This window comes from Rhodocaloribacter sp. (genome assembly GCF_056451265.1).
This window is the reverse complement of sequence record NZ_JBWOPL010000029.1, coordinates 36,794-53,579: the sequence shown is the minus strand read 5'-3', so window position 1 is coordinate 53,579 and position 16,786 is coordinate 36,794. Positions and strand designations below refer to the sequence as shown.

At 65.6% G+C, this 16,786-nt stretch carries 15 protein-coding genes; 7 read left to right on the top strand and 8 right to left on the bottom strand.

Features of this window, described 5'->3' with window-relative positions:
- Positions 1–12 precede the first annotated feature (12 nt).
- From AC1HIY_RS04290 to AC1HIY_RS04275, 4 genes are all read right to left on the bottom strand, one after another.
- Positions 13–903 (bottom strand): TauD/TfdA dioxygenase family protein, encoded by an 891-nt coding sequence (locus AC1HIY_RS04290; RefSeq protein ID WP_479575475.1) that lies wholly within the window; start codon positions 901–903, stop codon positions 13–15.
- A complete protein-coding gene (locus AC1HIY_RS04285; RefSeq protein ID WP_479575474.1) occupies positions 900–4,187 on the bottom strand; it encodes a non-ribosomal peptide synthetase in 3,288 nt (1,095 codons plus the stop codon). Before AC1HIY_RS04285 ends, AC1HIY_RS04290 begins: the two co-directional genes overlap by 4 nt.
- A 65-nt stretch (positions 4,188–4,252) precedes the next feature.
- Positions 4,253–5,755, bottom strand: coding sequence for a class I SAM-dependent methyltransferase (locus tag AC1HIY_RS04280; RefSeq protein WP_479575473.1), 1,503 nt, complete (start codon positions 5,753–5,755; stop codon positions 4,253–4,255).
- Positions 5,756–6,130 (bottom strand): tRNA-binding protein, encoded by a 375-nt coding sequence (locus tag AC1HIY_RS04275; RefSeq protein WP_479575472.1) that lies wholly within the window; start codon positions 6,128–6,130, stop codon positions 5,756–5,758.
- A 496-nt stretch (positions 6,131–6,626) separates the two neighbouring features.
- Here AC1HIY_RS04275 and AC1HIY_RS04270 point away from each other — a divergent pair, with 496 nt between their 5' ends.
- From AC1HIY_RS04270 to AC1HIY_RS04255, 4 genes are all read left to right on the top strand, one after another.
- A complete protein-coding gene (locus tag AC1HIY_RS04270) occupies positions 6,627–6,962 on the top strand; it encodes a Smr/MutS family protein (protein ID WP_479575471.1) in 336 nt (111 codons plus the stop codon).
- Between the two features lie 331 nt (positions 6,963–7,293).
- Positions 7,294–7,989: a gamma-glutamyl-gamma-aminobutyrate hydrolase family protein gene (locus AC1HIY_RS04265; protein ID WP_479575470.1), complete on the top strand. Its 696-nt coding sequence runs from the start codon at positions 7,294–7,296 to the stop codon at positions 7,987–7,989.
- Positions 7,990–8,148: 159 nt separating this feature from the next.
- Entirely contained in the window at positions 8,149–10,014 is a 1,866-nt protein-coding gene (locus AC1HIY_RS04260) for a hypothetical protein (protein ID WP_479575469.1), read from the top strand.
- A gap of 94 nt (positions 10,015–10,108) precedes the next feature.
- The gene (locus AC1HIY_RS04255; RefSeq protein ID WP_479575468.1) at positions 10,109–10,357 is read left to right on the top strand and encodes a hypothetical protein; all 249 of its coding nucleotides are present in this window, start codon (positions 10,109–10,111) and stop codon (positions 10,355–10,357) included.
- Positions 10,358–10,391: 34 nt separating this feature from the next.
- Here AC1HIY_RS04255 and AC1HIY_RS04250 read toward each other — a convergent pair whose 3' ends face one another.
- Both AC1HIY_RS04250 and AC1HIY_RS04245 read right to left on the bottom strand, forming a co-directional pair.
- Complete coding sequence (locus AC1HIY_RS04250) at positions 10,392–11,543, bottom strand: hypothetical protein (RefSeq protein ID WP_479575467.1); 1,152 nt, start codon at positions 11,541–11,543, stop codon at positions 10,392–10,394.
- A gap of 131 nt (positions 11,544–11,674) precedes the next feature.
- Positions 11,675–12,241, bottom strand: a complete 567-nt coding sequence (locus AC1HIY_RS04245) for an NUDIX hydrolase (protein ID WP_479575466.1) — start codon at positions 12,239–12,241, stop codon at positions 11,675–11,677.
- Between the two features lie 362 nt (positions 12,242–12,603).
- On the opposite strand from AC1HIY_RS04245, the gene hppD reads away from it, so the two are divergent.
- On the top strand, positions 12,604–13,740 hold the full coding sequence (hppD, locus tag AC1HIY_RS04240; protein ID WP_479575465.1) for a 4-hydroxyphenylpyruvate dioxygenase: 1,137 nt from the start codon (positions 12,604–12,606) through the stop codon (positions 13,738–13,740).
- Positions 13,741–13,816: 76 nt separating this feature from the next.
- Positions 13,817–15,010, top strand: coding sequence for a homogentisate 1,2-dioxygenase (locus AC1HIY_RS04235; RefSeq protein ID WP_479575464.1), 1,194 nt, complete (start codon positions 13,817–13,819; stop codon positions 15,008–15,010).
- A 103-nt stretch (positions 15,011–15,113) separates the two neighbouring features.
- On the opposite strand, the gene AC1HIY_RS04230 is transcribed toward AC1HIY_RS04235, so the two are convergent.
- Together AC1HIY_RS04230 and AC1HIY_RS04225 are read right to left on the bottom strand one after the other, a co-directional pair.
- Complete coding sequence (locus AC1HIY_RS04230; protein WP_479575463.1) at positions 15,114–15,689, bottom strand: hypothetical protein; 576 nt, start codon at positions 15,687–15,689, stop codon at positions 15,114–15,116.
- Positions 15,690–15,711: 22 nt separating this feature from the next.
- On the bottom strand, positions 15,712–15,930 hold the full coding sequence (locus AC1HIY_RS04225; RefSeq protein ID WP_479575462.1) for a DUF3098 domain-containing protein: 219 nt from the start codon (positions 15,928–15,930) through the stop codon (positions 15,712–15,714).
- A gap of 367 nt (positions 15,931–16,297) precedes the next feature.
- On the opposite strand from AC1HIY_RS04225, the gene mreD reads away from it, so the two are divergent.
- Entirely contained in the window at positions 16,298–16,768 is a 471-nt protein-coding gene (gene mreD, locus AC1HIY_RS04220; RefSeq protein WP_479575461.1) for a rod shape-determining protein MreD, read from the top strand.
- Positions 16,769–16,786: the final 18 nt, after the last annotated feature.

Sequence of the window (16,786 nt, the reverse complement as noted above, 5' to 3'; positions counted from 1 at the left end):
CGGGTGCGCTCCTCAGTCCCATCCGAGGAGTCGCATCCGAAGGTCGTTCGCGGAGCCGTCCCCGGCGACGGTGCGGCGGAGGATGCGCGTCTGCCCGCGCACCTGCGGCCCGCGCCGGTGGAGCACGCACCGGTTGTCCCACACGAGGAGGTCGCCGGTGCGCCAGTGATGTTGGTACAGGAAGCGCTCTTCCGCGAGGTTGGCCTCCAGCCGCTCCCGGATGGGCCGCCACTCCGTTTCCGTCATCCCGACCGGCGCGCCGCGATCGTAGCCGGGGACCCCGTACAGCGCGCGTCGACCCGAGATCGGATGTTTGAGCACGAGCGGGTGCAGCGCGCCCGAAAGGTTCGGGAAAGCCGACTTGAACTCATGCGAGATCGAGCGCCCGTCGAGTTGCTTTTTCGTCGCCTCGTCGAGATCGTCATAGACGGCGTACTGGTTCACGTACCACGTCTCATATCCACTCTCGGGCGCTTCGATGGCGTACAGAAACGAATAGTGAAGGGGGTTTTGAAGATACGATACGTCGGCATGCCAGTCCTGTGCGTACCCGTCGTCCGGGCGGTCATAAAAGCCGGGGCCGTTGACCCAGTATACGCAACTCGGATGTTCGCCCGTATACGCCGGACGCGGGCTGATCTCCTCGATCCGGGCGAAGGTGTTTCGTTCGCCGCCGTGGAGCCACGGCACGACCGTCTCGCCGAAGGCTTGCGTGAAGGCGACCTGTTCCTGCTCGTGCGCGAGGTGTTGCCCCCGAAAGACGAGCACCCCGTATTCGGCGAGCGCTTGCTTGAGTGCGCGCACGAGGTCGTCGGCGGGCGGAGCCGAAGCATCGACGCCCGTAATCTCCGCGCCGAGCGGCGCGTCGATCGGTTTCACTTCAAAAGCATCGGTGGTGATCATGGGTTTCCTCCATCGTTGTGCATACCCTTTGCGCCGTCGTTCCCCCCGCGCCGCTCCCGGAGCGCCGTCTGCCGCCGGAGCGCCTCCTTCTGCCGCATCGCCCGTTCCCGCGCCCGCGCCGCCCCCGCACCCGAAGCCCCTTCCTCGCGAAGAAAACGAGCGAGCGCGACAATGGTCGGATACTCGAAGAGGTTCACGATGGAAAGCGGTCGGTCGAAGCGTTCTGAGAGACGCGCGTGGACCTCGACGAGCATGAGCGAGTCGCCGCCGAGGGTGAAGAAGTTATCGCGTCGCCCCACCCGTTCGAGCCCGAGCACGTCTCGCCACACCGCGGCGATGGTTTCTTCCTCTCCGTCGCGCGGTGCGGCGAAGGCGGTCTCGAGCACGGGGCGGCCCTCCGGCGCGGGAAGCCGACGCCGGTCCACCTTGCCGTTGGCCGTGTGCGGCATCGCTTCAATCGAGACGAAGTGGGACGGGATCATGTATTCGGGCAACGTCTCGGCGAGGAACCGGCGCAGTTCTTCCGCCGAGGGCGGGGCGGCGCGCGGCACGAGGTAGGCGGCCAGCCTCCGGTCGCCGGATGCATTCACGCGCGCGGTCACCGCGGCTTCGCGCACGGCGGGGTGGCGCGCGAGCGCGGCCTCGATCTCGCCGAGTTCGATCCGATAGCCCCGCACTTTCACCTGAAAATCCTTCCGCCCGAGAAACGCGATGTCGCCGTCCGGAAGGAAACGCCCGAGGTCGCCCGTGCGATAAAGCCGCGCCCCGACACGCCCGGAGAACGGGTCGGGCACGAAGCGCTCCGCCGTCAACTCCGGACGGTTGAGATAGCCGTCGGCCACCTGTACGCCTCCGATGAAAAGCTCGCCCGGCATCCCCACGGGCACGGGGCGAAGGTGCTCGTCGAGAAGATAGATCTCGGTGTTCGCAATGGGCTTTCCAATGGGCGGGAGCACCGGCCAATCCTTCGGCGCTCCGGAGAGCACCCACCGCGTGACGATGTGCGTCTCGGAGGGACCGTACTGGTTTTCGAACGTGCAATCCGGAAGGTTTTCGAAGAAGCGGACGAGGGCGGGCGCGACCTGCACCTGCTCCCCGGCAGTGATCACTTCGCGGAGGCTCGTCGGGTAGAGGTCCAGGCGGACGGCGGTCTCGGCCAGACGGCGAAGCGGCGAGAAGATGACGTAGAGTTGCTCGACCCGCGCTTCGATGAGCAGGCGGAGCGCGGCCTCGGGGTCGCGGCGGACGGCTTCGGTGGGCACGACGAGCGTGCCGCCGGCGCACCAGCACGCGAAGATCTCCTGAAGGGCGACGTCGAAATTGAGGGGCGTGAACTGAAGGGTGCGCGGGCGGACGAGCCGCGTGGCGGTGTGCATCTGCCACCACACGAGGTTCGTGATCGCGCGCATCGGCATCGCCACGCCTTTCGGGCGGCCCGTCGAGCCGGAGGTATAGATGACGTACGCGAGGTCGTCGGGCGCGGTGTCGGGACGCGAGAGGTTCGCGGGCGAAGCCTCCGGCGCGGGGGCATCGAGGCAGAGCGCGTCGAAGGTTCCGGACGGGAGCTTTTCCCGGAGATGCGCCCGGGTGAGCACGAGCGGCGCGCGCGCGTCGGCGAGCATGAAAGCGAGGCGTTCGCGGGGGTAAGCGACGTCGAGCGGGAGGAATGCGCCGCCCGCCTTGAAGAGTGCGAGGAGCGCGGCCATGAGTTCCGGGGAGCGTTCGGCAAAGACCCCCACCGGCACGCCCGGCCCCACGCCGCGCCGCCGGAGCACATGCGCCCACCGGTTCGCCCACTCGTTGAGTTCGGCGTACGTGAGCGCCGCCTCGCCGAAGACCATCGCCGTCGCCTCCGGCGTGCGTTCGACCTGCCGCTCGAAGAGGTCGGCAAGCGTGAGGTCCGCCGGAAAGTCTGCCGCCGTCCGGTTGAAGCCCGTTATCAGCCGCGCGCGCTCGTCGGGCGGAACGCGGTCGAGCGCGTCGAGCCGACGTCCGGGCTCGGCGAGGCACTGATCGAAGAGGCATGCGAGGTGGTCCGCCGCGTGGCGACGCCGCGCCGCGTCGAAGACGCCCTCGTTCACGTCTACGTCGAGCGTGAGGCGGCCCGTCGCACCGAAGTCGTGCGCCTGAACGAAGAGCAACCTGCGTCCGTCGCCGAAGCCGGGATGGAGCCACCGGGGCGCGACCGGCATCCCGTCGAAGGAGGAGAACGTGACGTTCGGATAATTGAACATGACCTCGTACGCGCGCGGGTCTTCCTCCACGACGCCGCTCCGGGCCTTCCGCATCGCCGTCCACGTCGCCCGAGTCGTCTTTTCGAGCAGGGACGCGAACGTATCCTCCACACCGATCTCGACGGCGACGGGCAGCGTCTCCTGAAACAATCCGGCCACCTCCCGCGACGCCTCGTCGAGACGGTTGTGGAACGGCATCCCGAGGACGAGCCTCCGCCGCCCCGTGATTTGATGGAGATAGGTAAAGACGAGCGCGGCGAGAATGTTCGTCCGGGCGAGGTGCGCGTTGATCGAGCGCGCGCCTTCGGAAGCGACGAGCGCATTCAGTCGTCCCATCCGTTCGTCCGAAAGCGTGCGGCTGATCCGGCGCTCCCGAGCGGTCCGGTTCGCAGACGTCTCCCCGAAAAGGGGAAGCGGCTCCCCGTTCGAAGGCGAAGCCGCCCGGCGTACGGGCGACCGGCGTTCGAGAAAAGCATGAAACGAGGGAAACGCCGGCAGCGCGTCGAGCGTGCCCGCCCGCACCCGCGCATACGCATCCGCCACGCGCCGGAAGAGGAGCTCGTACGACCATCCGTCGGCAATGAGGTGATGCAGGTTCACGTACCACACGTGCCGTCCCTCGCCCATCCGGAAAAGCGCCGTGTCGAAGAGCCGTTCATCGAGCCGGAGCGGGCACGCAACCCGGGCGGCGAGCCGGCGTTCGAGCGCCGCCTCCGGATCGGGCGCGCCGGACAGATCCACTTCCTCCATCGCGAAGCGGAAGGGCGGCACGGCGCGTTGACGGGGCCCCTCGTCCGTCTGCTCGATGACCGTCCGAAGCGCATCGCACCGGTCGAGCACCGCCTGAAACGCCGCGTCGAAGTGCGCGGGGTCGAGCGCGCCGCCGAACGCGAAGGAGAAGGCCATGTGGTAGCCCGTCGCACGCGCATCGAACTGCTGCCCCATCCACAGGCGAAGCTGCATGCGCGTGAGCGCGTGAAGCCCGTGCTCCCCTCCCGTCGTCGGGCTTTTGCGCCCCCCCTCCAGGGGCGCCGTGGTCCTTTGACTCATAAATCGTTTCGACTCGGATGAACAGAGACGCGCCTCGCGCGCGCTCGGGTTTGTTTGAGGTTCCCTCAGCCGCGTTCACAGATCCACAGGTCCAGCCGGGAATCGGGTCGGATCCGCTCGACCGTTTCGAAGCCCGCCGCCGAGAGTCGCCGCTCCGTCTCCTGCCTGCCGGGCGTCCACGAGGCCAGCCTCCGCCCGTCCTCGGGCCGGTATATCGAGAGAAAACGCCGTGTTCGGCAGGCTTCTCCGGACCACAGGCTGAAGACGAGCACGCCCCGCGGGTCGAGCAACCGCCGCATGCGCCGGAGCGTCTCCTGAAGCGCGTCGTCGAGGCCGTCGTTGCGGTCCCGTCCAAAGTGGGAGAGGGTGCTCATCATACAGGTGATCAGATGAAAAGGCGCGTCCTCGAGCGAGAGCCGAGGCGCACCGAAGTCACCGTGGAGGATGCGGATGCGGGCGTCGTCCGAAGCCTCGCGCTCCACGTTTGCCCGGGCAAACTGTACGCATTGAAGGTTGTCGTCGAGTCCCACGATCCGCCCTTCCGGGCGCACGGCGTCGCGGAGGAAGAGCAGATACCGCCCGGTGCACGTCCCGACGTCGAGGCACCGCCCCACATGCCCCCAGCGGCCCCGCGTGCGGAGGGCTTCCGCCAGGGCGCGCGCTTCGGCGGACTTCAGGGCTTCGTCCTCCGGGTCGAGGGCATATTCGTAGCGCGCCAGCCAGTTCGAGCGGTAGGCAATCCGGTTTTTCGAAGCGGCCACCGCGCGATCGAGCCGGGCGAGATAGCTCGGCATCGCATCCGCCGTTGCCCACAGATCGACGAAGAAGGCCTCGGCGGCGGCGAGATGCTCCTCGAAGTCCCGCATTGCCCGGCTGAAGCTCCGCACGTTCGTGATGCGTCCGGTCCGTCCTCCGCCGAAGGCGTCCACGCGGAAACGGTCGTAGATCGCCAGTTCCGAGTCCTCCGGTCGCCAGGCCATCGCTTCGGGAAGGGCCCGGTGCCGACCCTCGGCGTCATGGATCACCCGCAACTCACAGCCGTCCGCTGCGAGGGCGTGGAGGTTCTCTTTCAGGGTCTCGAAAGCGTCGTCGAGGCGCTTGACCTCCTCCCGGTTGCCCAGTTGATCATGGAGGATGCGCTGATCCCGATAGGCTTGCGCCACACGCTCGGGCGGCTGATCGAGGAGGAAGAGACGACGCACCGTGCCTCCGTGCGTACGCACGCGGCGCGTCATCCGAACGTTGGCCTCGATGATGCGCGGATCGCGGACGGTCCAGAAGCCGGAATGGAGGCGGGTTGTCGTCCAGAACCGCTCGCGGACGTGCCCGAGCGCCTCGGCATACGTAGCGATGCAGGCTTCGGCGGAATCGAAAAAGAAAGGCGCGTCGAGCCGCCCGCCCGAGGTGACGGCGCGAAGGTCCTCGGCGATGCACGCCAGGGCCCGCCGTTGCGCGTCGAGCGTGGCCGCATAGCCCAGACCGGCGTCCTCGATAGGCCGGTTCTCCAAGGCGCGCTCGTACGTCCCGGCCCGGACACCCGACTCGTGGATATGTGCGCGACGTTCCATTCAGAAAACCCGGTCGCCCGGCGCGGCTTCGGGATGAGCGAAGAGCGGGAGGGCCTGCCCCTGTCCCGGCGGGTTGTCCGGATGCGGCGTCCCGAGCACCAGCGCCTCCGACGTGTATTTCCCGATGCGGCGCGTGCCGAGATTACAACAGGCGACGACGTTCCGCCCGACCATCTCCGCCTCGGGAACGAGCGCAAACTGCGCCACGGACGTGCGGACGCCGAGCGGTCCGAGGTCGAGGGTGAGCACCCGGGAGGGCGCGCGCGTCCCCTCGGCCAGAGACGCTCGCGTCACTCGCGCCACGCGAAAATCGAGTTGGAGAAAGACCTCGAACGATACATCCGGCTGCACGACTCCTCCTTCACGCGCTCCCATAGGTTGGCCCTCCTTGAATTACCGCCTCGTCCCTACGATTCCCGGAAGCCGAGACAAAAACAGCTCCCGTCAAAACGTCCGGGCGCGCTGCGCCGGTCCATCAGAACCGTTCGTCTCCGCAATGCGCATCGCAAGCAACGCTTTCCTGCCTGCCCGGAATGGACGTTGCCTGCGGTCTGGAAAAAACGACGGCCCTCCGTGAAATGGTTGGCCGCTATATTCCTACGGCCGGGTGAGTTCTTCTGAGCCGGTCCGGCCCGGTCATTCCGGAGTGACACCCAACAGGCTCTCGCACGCGCTCGTCCAGACCTACCAACCGGAGCATACAACGTGGACTGAAGCGCCGAACTATCGAATTTTTCAATGCTTAAGAACGCATTTTTATCATTAACTTGCCAGATCCTTCGGCAAAAACCGTCGGCTTCCACGTCCGTTTTTCTCCAGCCGCCGGCCTCATGCTTCGCGGCGTCCATCCTTGAGACTCCCCTCCCCTGCGATGCCTTTTCCCAGACTCGAAGACGACGGGCGCACGGTCACCCTCGACGTTCACGGAGCGACGGTCGAGGAAGCGATGCGCCTGGTCCGCGCCACGATCCGCGAAGCCGCCCGGCGCGGGCGCGCCCGGGTGCGCATCATCCACGGCTCCTCGACCAGTTCGAAGCGCTATCGGAACCGGACGATCCGTCACGCACTCCACGACCTCCTCGACGCCGGAGCGTTCGCCACCCACGTGACGAGCGCGTGGCGCGCCGAAGATTACCTCCTCCTCAGCCTCGACGCCGCCGCCGCTTCCGATCCCGCGCGCCTGACCCTCCGCGACGTCCTCCCGTGAACACGGGTCTTCGCATACTTTCTTCCCGGACAAGGATACGCTGTGCGTTCCGGGATGCGGTAGGAAAAAAACCTGTTTCACCCCTCCCGTGGACCCACCGGAACAGCGTGTCGGTCGGGCCGGCGCTTCATTCCGGCGGCCCGGCAATTTTGTTCGCGCTTCTGCCCCTTTCAGGCTTCCACTTCACGTCCCGACGCCGTATGTTTTCGACACGGTTCGGGTGGGGTCCGGTGAATGAACGACCGACCTCCGTCCAACGGCCATGGGAGGCAACGAAGCACATTTCAAGGAGCGGATCATTCGGATTTTGGAGAGGGGCGACGCAGAGGGCATGGAGGTTCGCATCGGCATCACCACATCGTTCGAGGCGGGAGAACAACGTTTGCACCACACGTACGTGCAGGCGATCGAGCGGGCCGGCGGCCTCCCCGTGATCGTGCCCATGCTCGAGTCCGGGACGGAAGCCTTCGCCGGCCTCCTCGACGGACTCGTCATCACGGGCGGTCCCGCGGTGACGGATCGGCTCATCGGCGCACTCCCCTCCGACATCGACGAGACCGACCCCGTCCGCGCGCGTTCGGATCGTCGGGTGCTCGCCGCGTTCATGAAGGCCCGCAAGCCGGTGCTCGGCATCTGCTATGGCATGCAGCTTCTCAATGCCGTCCGGGGCGGCTCCATCTTCGCCGACGTCGAGCGTCAGAGGAACGGCGCGTCCGTCCATTCGTCCGGGCGGGGTGCGGACGTCCACCCGGTGCGCCTCGTCGAGGGTTCGCACCTCCACGATATGCTCGGGACCGACACGCTCATGGTGAACACGAGGCATGTGCAGGCCGTCGCCGAGGTCGGCGCGGGGTTCACGGTCTCCGCCACATCGCCGGACGGCGTCGTCGAAGCCATCGAGAGTGCCGACGGGCTGTTGATAGGCGTGCAGTTTCACCCCGAACGCATGGGCGAGGCCATGCAGCCGCTCTTCCGCCGCCTCGTCGATCAGGCCCGGAAACGGCGACGCCATCCTCCCGAGCAATGAACCCCGAACGAGGCAGGGATTAATTTATCCATGTAACCGACCGATGTACGAAAGAACTCATTTATTGAACGCTTCGACACGCAAGCCATCTTCCCCCGACCGACTCCGATCCTCGAAATGCATCGCCGCCCCGGCGTTCAAAGTGCCTGAGAAATGATGATGACGGACGAGGGAAAAGACAGGGCGTTTAGCGGAGAAGGACCGACGCCGCCGAAGGAGGGAGACTTCAGGATCGACCCCAGAGTGCTCCTGTGGAACCGGCGCTCGATCCATCTCGGGCTGCTGATCCTGATTCTTTTCACCGCCAGCATGATGGCCTTCGCCGGGATGGACCTGCTGGCCCGGAACGTGCTGCTCCACTTCGACGCCGTCCCCGCCGGCGTTTCCGAGACGCCCGCCGAGACGCCGCGCGCGCCCGACGCCCGCCGGGGCGCCTTCACGATGCGGAGCCTCGACCTCCACCCGGACCGCCTCTACCGTCCTTATCTCACCGCCTTCGACCCCGGAGACCGCTTCAACCCGGCAACCCGTCGCCGCATCCGAGACTTCCGGGCCCTGCTTTCCCTGTACGAGACCCGTCAGGGCATCGACGACAACTTCACGATCCGCGTGCTCGACAACCGCACGTTCGAGACCCTCGAAGTTTTCACCCTCATCGAGGAGCGCCAGGCGTATCGCCGGGGAGCGTCCATCGACTGGCGCGACATCGACCGGAAGCGCGCCAAAGAGACGCGGCGGCTCTCGAAAAAATACCAGGCCCTCGGGTTCCCGAAAGGGGCGATCATGGTCAAGTGGGGCCGCGCCGACCAGGTCCGTGAGGCGCGAGAACGGGAGACGGCGTTCCTCGAGTATGAGATCCGGCTGGCGCGGAAGCTCGGGCTGAGCCTGCTCGCCACCGAGGTCGGCACCGTCGAGACGTTCAACGACGACGCGCTCGTCTCGCGGGTAGGCGCGCGGAGCCGGTATCAGATCATGCCGTATCTGCTCCGGCAAAACGGCATTCGCCACTTCAAGCTTCGCACCGCGAGCGGCGGGCGGGTTCAGGTGTGGGAGGAACGCCACCCGCTGCTGGCTATGGAGCCCGCCTTCACGCTCATGCGCGCCTATGCCAACGCCGTCGGGCACGAACTGCCGGGACTTTCGGCCTATCACTCCGGACCGTATAACCTCTTCAAGATATACCGCGCCTACCTGACGAGCGCCGCAACCCCGAACACCTCGAAGCCGAATGTGCTCGACGCATTCCTGTGGGGGCTGACCGACGGTTACGCCACCGTGTCCCGGAGTTCCTCTTTCCGGAGCGCCTCGCGCGCGTACGTGCCCTCGGCGTACGGCTCACTCCGCGCCACGGAGACGCTCCCCATCGACACGACGCGGACGATGCGCGCCGAGCGGGTGCAACTCAAACGAGGCCACGCGCTCTTTCTGAGTGAACTCCTCGGCGCGCTCGAAGCCACCGGACGGCGCTTCGACTGGGGGGAGGCTGCCTTCACCCCGCGCCTCTACGATCGTTTTCGGGCGATGAACCCCCACTTCCTCCTCCCCGAAGCGCCGGACAGCGTGGACCTCCCGCCCGAGGTGGACCTTCACCTCGTCGACGCCGTCGCCGGTGCGCCGGTGCGTTTCTTCCTCCCGCCCGGGGCCGTCGAAGCCCTCGCCGACGCCGGCCTCGACGTCTTCGACCCTGCCGCCACCTTCCGCTTCGATCACGACACCTTCGCCCGGCCCGACGGTGAGCGAACGTCATGGGACCAGGCGTACGACGACCTCGTGGCTGAGATCGCCCGGTTCGGGTTCACGTATGCCAACCGGAACCGGCTGCTCGCCCTCGAAGCCCGCTTCGCCGACCTCGCGCAGGCGAATCCGACGCCCTACCGGCTTCGGCAGTGGCGGATCATCCGAACGCACGCCGCCCTCTGGAACTCGAAATACTTCGATCAGCTCGCGCGCACCGTCAGCGCCAATGCGGGACGTCTCCGCGCGCCGGTGCATCCTCCCGAGTCGCTCGTCGACCCCTCGAGGTAGCCTCCTCTCTCGTCGCCCGTCTCCCGGCGGCACAATCCTTGTATGCGACTATTTCAACTGATGTTATCCGTAGCCATTCTCCGTTCCTTCCGCCATGAAGACAAGCCGCCCCCCCCATGAGCATTCCCGCACGGAACGCCCGCTCCGCTGGATGATGCGCGCCGTGGGCTTCACCCTGACCTCCGCATCGGTCTTTCTCCTGGCCCGACACGTTCCGACGGCCCGTTCCGCCGAGTTGATCATCGGCGCAGGCGCGGCGCTCGGAGCCGTCACTTTTGCCTCGAGCTGGCTTCCGGATCGGAAAAATCCGCCGGAGCGTGAGGAGGCCCCGCTCTTCGTCTGAGTCTCGAAACGACGTTTATCGTCTCGCCGCCCGCTCACCACGTCTTCACCCGTTCGCGCCGGGGCGGCTCCGGATCAACGTTCCCTTCACGCCCGTGATCGGGCCTCCGAAGCTTCGGGATCCGGAGCGTATCCGCCGGAATGCGCTCGCGCCATCGGCGCTCGGCGTCGTCCTTCGCCCGCGTACGCTCGAACCGCGCTTCGCTCCCGTCCTCATTCACCACGAGCCGCCCGTCGAGTTCATGCCATCGTCGGCTGAAAAAGCCGCTCGCCCAGTGTAGTTCCATCGTCACCGTGTAGACCCGCGCGCCCGGATCATACGCCCAGTCGTCGACGAAGACGTATACCCTTCGCCGGCCGGGATCGAGGCCGAGACGTTCGAGTACACGCGCGCCGGCCTCGCGGACGAACGCCGCCACTTCGGCCATTCGCTCTTCGTTCGTCTTCTGCACGATGCGTTTCTCGACGGAGGTGAGGGGTTGATCCGCGCCCATGAGGTCCGCATACACGTCGAAACGTACGGCCGCCTCCCGGCCGTCGAAGAGTTCGGTCTGAAGGGCATATTTGAAGTCGCGATAGTGGTCGAGCGAAGCCAGGTCGAAGCGCCCCCGGTTTCGGGAGAACGGCACGCGGACGGGCGCGCCTACTTCCGTGTCCACGTACGCGAGCATGAAGCCCCCGACGGGCCGCCGCCGCGCCACGGGCTCCCATGCCTGTTCACCGAAGCGCTGCCGTTCGACGGCGAACCCGAAGCGGAAACGCCCCCGTTCGTAGCGCTCGTCCACGGGGTATTCGATGTCCGGCTCGGCGAGCACCCGTTTGGGTGAAGCCCGGAGCGCCCGCTGTTCACAGACGCGATGCGCCCCGAACGCCCCGCACACTTCCACGAGCAGCCGTTCCTCGCTCCCGAGGTCGGCATCCGGGATGGGGATGACCGGGTCCGGCCCGGCATACAACGTGTCGAAAGCGGCGTCGAAGACGTGGAGGGTGGTCTCATCCGGCCGTAACGGGCGGGGATCGCCGAAGAGCCTTCGCGCGCCGAAGGCGACGTGCACCCGAAGGGTATCCCACGAGGTCCGCGACACCTCGAAGCCCGTGACCACCACCCCCGTGCGCGATCCGCACGCCGAGAGCGCGGCGACCGCGAGCATCCCCGCCGCGAAGGTCCCTATCCTCAGGCTCCGCATCTTTTTCTCTCTTTTCGAATCGTCGAACGAGCCCGTGTCTCCTCGCTCTTCAAACGATCCTCCCGGTGGGTTATTGCCCGTGCATCGGGGTGATACGTCCCGCTCCTCCGCATGATGCGCCAGGCCGAACGTCACGCGGCCTCGGGGGCTCCGCCCTCGTCGAAAAGGCCCCGGTGGCGGGCCCAGAAAAGCGCCGCCAGGTGGATGCCGTGCATCATATCGCCGGACTCCGCGCGACGGAACACTTCGTCGGGTTCGAGGAGACACAAACGGAGGTCCTCGCCCTCATCGAAGGACGGTTCGGCCACACGCCGGGCGCCGCGCGCCACGAAAAGATGGGCGTAGTTGGTCTGCTTGCTCGGTTCGGGCGAGCACTGGCCGAGCCGCATCCACACGTCGGCCGCGTAGCCCGTCTCTTCGAGCAGTTCTCGCTGCGCCGCCGCCAGGCCGTCCTCCCCCGGGTCGACGGCGCCGGCGGGAAACTCCAGGCTCACGCGCCGGATGCCGTGGCGATACTGTTCCACCATCACGAGCCGCCCGTCTTCAGCGAAACAGACCACGCACGCCCAGTCCGGATACTCGATCACGTGAAACTCCGGCAGCTCCGCCCCGCCGGGCAGGCGCACGTGGTCCACGCGCAGGTTCATCCACCAGCGTTTGAGCAGATACCGGCTCTTCAGGGTCTCCCAGGGCTTCATCCGGCGTGCGGGTTCGGTGCGCAGTCATGAAGGAACGGCTTGCTCATGCCGATCCCGCCGGTTTGTTTCCCGTCTCGCGTTCCGGAAAAGCGCCGCGGCCAGGTCATTGCCGAGCTTTATTCGGAATAATATTTTGATTTCCGACAATTATTCGGACAGACTTGATTATTTTTGCTCATTCTTTACCTCCCCGGGCGTCCATCCGCTTTTCCCCCCGAATAAAATGTGTACCTTTGGAACGTGGGCTTCCGGTCATCGGTGTAAATTCCATGCGCGTCGCCCGGATGCGAGCGTCGCGGCTGAGGCTCGGCCCCTGTTTTTCGTTCGTTTTCGGATTTAGCTATCGTGAAGCGAGGTAGGTTATGGCAGCAACACAGGTACTCTCTCCTTCGTCCTCCACGCCCGAGGTAGATTTTCTCCCGATCAACGGGACGGACTACATCGAGTTTTACGTGGGAAACGCCAAGCAGGCGGCCTATTATTATCAGAGCGCTTTCGGTTTTCAGATCATCGGCTATCGCGGGTTGGAGACGGGCTCGCGAGAGGAAGCGAGCTACCTTCTCCAGCAGGGTAAGATTCGCTTCGTGCTCACCACTCCCCTCTCGCCCGACTCCTTCATCGCCGAGCACATCAAGCGCCACGGCGACGGCGTGCGCGACATCGCGATGTGGGTGGACGACGCCACGTACTCGTTCGAGGAAACGGTGCGGCGCGGCGCGAAGGCCGTCCGGGAGCCCGAAGTGCTCGAAGACGAACACGGGCGCATCGTGCGGGCGTCCATCGCCACCTACGGGGACACCATCCACAGCTTCATCGAGCGGAAAGCGTACCACGGGCTGTTCATGCCCGGCTTCGTCGCCTGGGAGAATCCATTCTGGAAGCCCGGCCCGGTGGGTTTGAAGTATGTCGATCACTGTGTCGGCAACGTCCACCTCGGCGAGATGAACCGGTACGTGGACTTCTATGCCCACGTGCTCGGCTTCAAAAACCTGCTCTCTTTCGACGACAAAGACATCTCGACGGAATACTCCGCCTTGATGTCGAAGGTGATGGCCAACGGAAACGAGCGCATCAAATTCCCGATCAACGAACCGGCATCGGGGCGCAAGAAGAGTCAGATCGAGGAGTATCTCGATTTCTATTATGGTCCCGGCGTGCAGCACGTGGCGATGGCCACGGACGACATCCTCGGCACGGTGACGGCGCTCCGCAACCGCGGCGTGCAGTTCCTCAATATCCCCACGACGTACTACGACGAGCTTCAGGACCGCGTCGGCAAGATTGACGAGCCGGTGGATGCGTTGCAGGAACTCGGCATCCTCGTCGACCGGGACGACGAGGGGTACCTGCTCCAGATCTTTACGAAGCCCGTCGAGGATCGCCCGACACTCTTTTACGAGATCATCCAGCGCAAGGGCGCACGTTCGTTCGGCAAGGGCAACTTCAAAGCCCTCTTCGAGTCCATCGAACGTGAACAGGCGTTGCGTGGAAACCTCTAACCGCCGATTGCCGGGACGGGCCGCCGACGGCGCCTGACGGCGCGTTCCTACGCAATCCCCAATCCGCTATCGAACCATGCCATACTATTTCAAACTGGGCCAGGTCCCCCGCAAGCGGCACACGCAGTTTCGAAAGCCCGACGGTGGGCTCTACAGCGAAGAGGTGATCGGCGCGGAAGGCTTCAGCGGCATCCAGTCCATTGCCTATCATCTCCATCCCCCCACGGTGGTCGAACGCATCGAGGACCCGATCCCGTACGGGGTCGAATACACGGACCTCGACTTTCTCCGGCATCGCCACATCAAGGGCTTCGAGATCGAGAGTGGCGGCGACTGGCTGGCGGCGCGGCGGTACGTGATGGGCAATGAGGACGTGCGTCTCGCCCTGGCCGAGCCGACCGACGAGATGGCCTATTTCTACCGCAACGCCGTCGCCGACGAGGTGGTCTTCGTGCACGAGGGCGAGGGTGTGCTCGAGAGTCCCTTCGGCGTGCTCGAGTTCACCGCGGGCGACTACGTGCACGTCCCCCGCACGATCACGCACCGGTGGAAATTCAAGGAAGGCGTGAGGCGGCGGCTGCTCGTCATCGAGAGCTTCTCGGAGGTGCGTTTCCCGAAGCGGTACATGAATACCTTCGGGCAGTTGCTCGAACACAGCCCGTTCTGCGAGCGCGACCTCCGCCCGCCGTCCGAACTCATGACCATCGACGCCGAGGGCGAGTTCGAGGTGCGCATCGCCAAGCACGACTACCTCCACCGCCTCTTCTTCCGCTATCATCCGTTCGATTACGTGGGGTGGGACGGCTACATGTATCCGTACGCCTTCTCCATCCACGACTTCGAGCCGATCACCGGGCGCATTCATCAGCCGCCGCCGGTGCATCAGACCTTTGCCGGGCGCAATTTCGTGATCTGCTCCTTCGTTCCGCGCCTGTATGACTACCATCCGCAGGCTATCCCGGCCCCGTACAACCATTCGAACATCGACTCGGATGAGGTGCTCTATTATGCCGAGGGCAATTTCATGAGCCGACGCGGCATCGAGCGGGGGTCGTTCACGCTTCATCCCGGCGGCATCGCGCACGGGCCGCACCCGGGCACGGTGGAAGCATCCATCGGGAAGAAAAGCACGGAAGAGCTCGCGGTGATGGTGGACACGTTCCGCCCGTTGCGCCTCACCAGGCTCGCGCTCGAACACGAGGACCCGGATTATATGTTCTCCTGGCGTCCGGAAGCGTTCGCCTCTCCGCTGCCTTCCAACGGCCACTGAGCGCCGACCCTTCCGGCATACTCACCAAAGACCAGGGGCGGCCCACAGACGGTCGCCCCTTTTCATTGGCATCGCCGTTTCTTTCCGGTCGGAGAGACGGCTTTCATACGCCCGGTCGGCTCTCGACATACCTGTGAAAAACGGCTTCGAGGCGTTCGGCCGTCGGGAGGTTGCGCCCGACGAAGCCCAGCAGTACGAAGGTCGAGAACAGGTTCAGCCAGTACACGGGCGCTTCGCGGAGCACGCCGAAGAGCACGCCCAGGAGGCACGTGACGAGTCCCAGCATGGCCACGCCCTCGATGAGCGCCAGCCGCACGATCTCGGCGGTTCGGATCCGCCTCAGCACGTCTCCGCCCGCACCCGATCCTTCATCGGATGCCTCCGTCTCCAGCACTTTCCGGTAAACGAACGGCCCGGCGAAAAAATAGACCGTCGCGGCGGTGAGCACGTGGGCGAGGGTAAGCAACTGCACGATCGAGATTCGGGTCTCGGTCGGCTCCACCGCTTCGGTCTGCCACCAGAAGAGCGCGACGACGACCAGAGCGAAAAGCGCCACCCCCAGAGCGATGGCCAGGTAGATGATCTGAAGCGCCCGCACGTCGGCGGGGGTAAGCGCGGCACGGAAGGCTTCGCGTGTGGGCTTCGGCATGATCGTTTGCTCCCGCACGATCCGGGTCATGCGTGGAAGAGTGCCTTTTCGGCTAGGCAGCGGCTTCGCTTTCTCCCGGGTCTGGTTTCGAACCGGGCCGCCACATGATGGCATAGATGATCTCGAGATAGCCCCCGAGGATCAACACCGGCGCCACGTACAGCGAGATGAAGCCGTCCACCTCATTTTCCAGGCGCATCATGACGTATCCGACTATGATGACGCACACCCCGGCGATGAGCAACACGTAGTTGCGCCGGTCAAAAACCATCCCGCCGCCCTGACGGCGCCCGCGGGAGCGCGGACCGCTCGTTCGGCGTCCGGGGGCAGACGACCGGCGGCCTTTCTTGCGCGACGTATTCCTGTTCGAAGACTGGGCCATGCGATTCCAACGGAGGTGGACGGGCGACTTCACTCCAGCGGTCGGCGATTCATACGGCGCCTCCCGCTCCGTGGCTCCAAACCCGGCGTGGTTCTCCGAGGTTCCAGCCTCCGGCCGCTTCTTCCGCTCCGGGCGGGCTGCCGTGAAATTCTTTTTCATCCCTACCCGGCTTATACCTTCTCGGGCGGCGCGTTCGTAGATTGGACGTCTTCTCAACGCCCGGACGCCGCCGCCGTCTCCCGCACACGCCCGATCCATGCTCTCCATTTTCCGACAGACAGCCTTTGGTCTCGCCATCGTGGCGGCGCAATGGCTGATCTTCGGGCGGCTTCGGCTCTGGGGCGCCTATCCGGACGCCGTGCTGCTCTTCGTGGCATGGCTCGGCCTGCGGTACGGCCGACGGTACGGAGCCGTCGGCGGCTTCGGTCTTGGCCTGCTCATGGACGCCATCTACGGCACATGGGGCATCCAGATGTTCACGAAGACGCTCGTCGGCTTCCTCCTCGGGCTTTTCCCCGCCCAGGAACGTGAGTCGCTCCTCATCCTCCCTCGCCAGGCGTTCGTGGGCGGGCTCGTCATCGCGCTCGTGCACAACGGCATCATGGTTACGCTCCTCGCCCTCGAATCCGGGGCGAGCAACCGCTCTCTCGTGACGGCGCTGTGGATCGGCTCCGCCTGCTATACGGCCGGCCTCGGCTACCTCGCCGCGCTCTTCCGGATACGGTGACGCCCACGCGCGCGACCG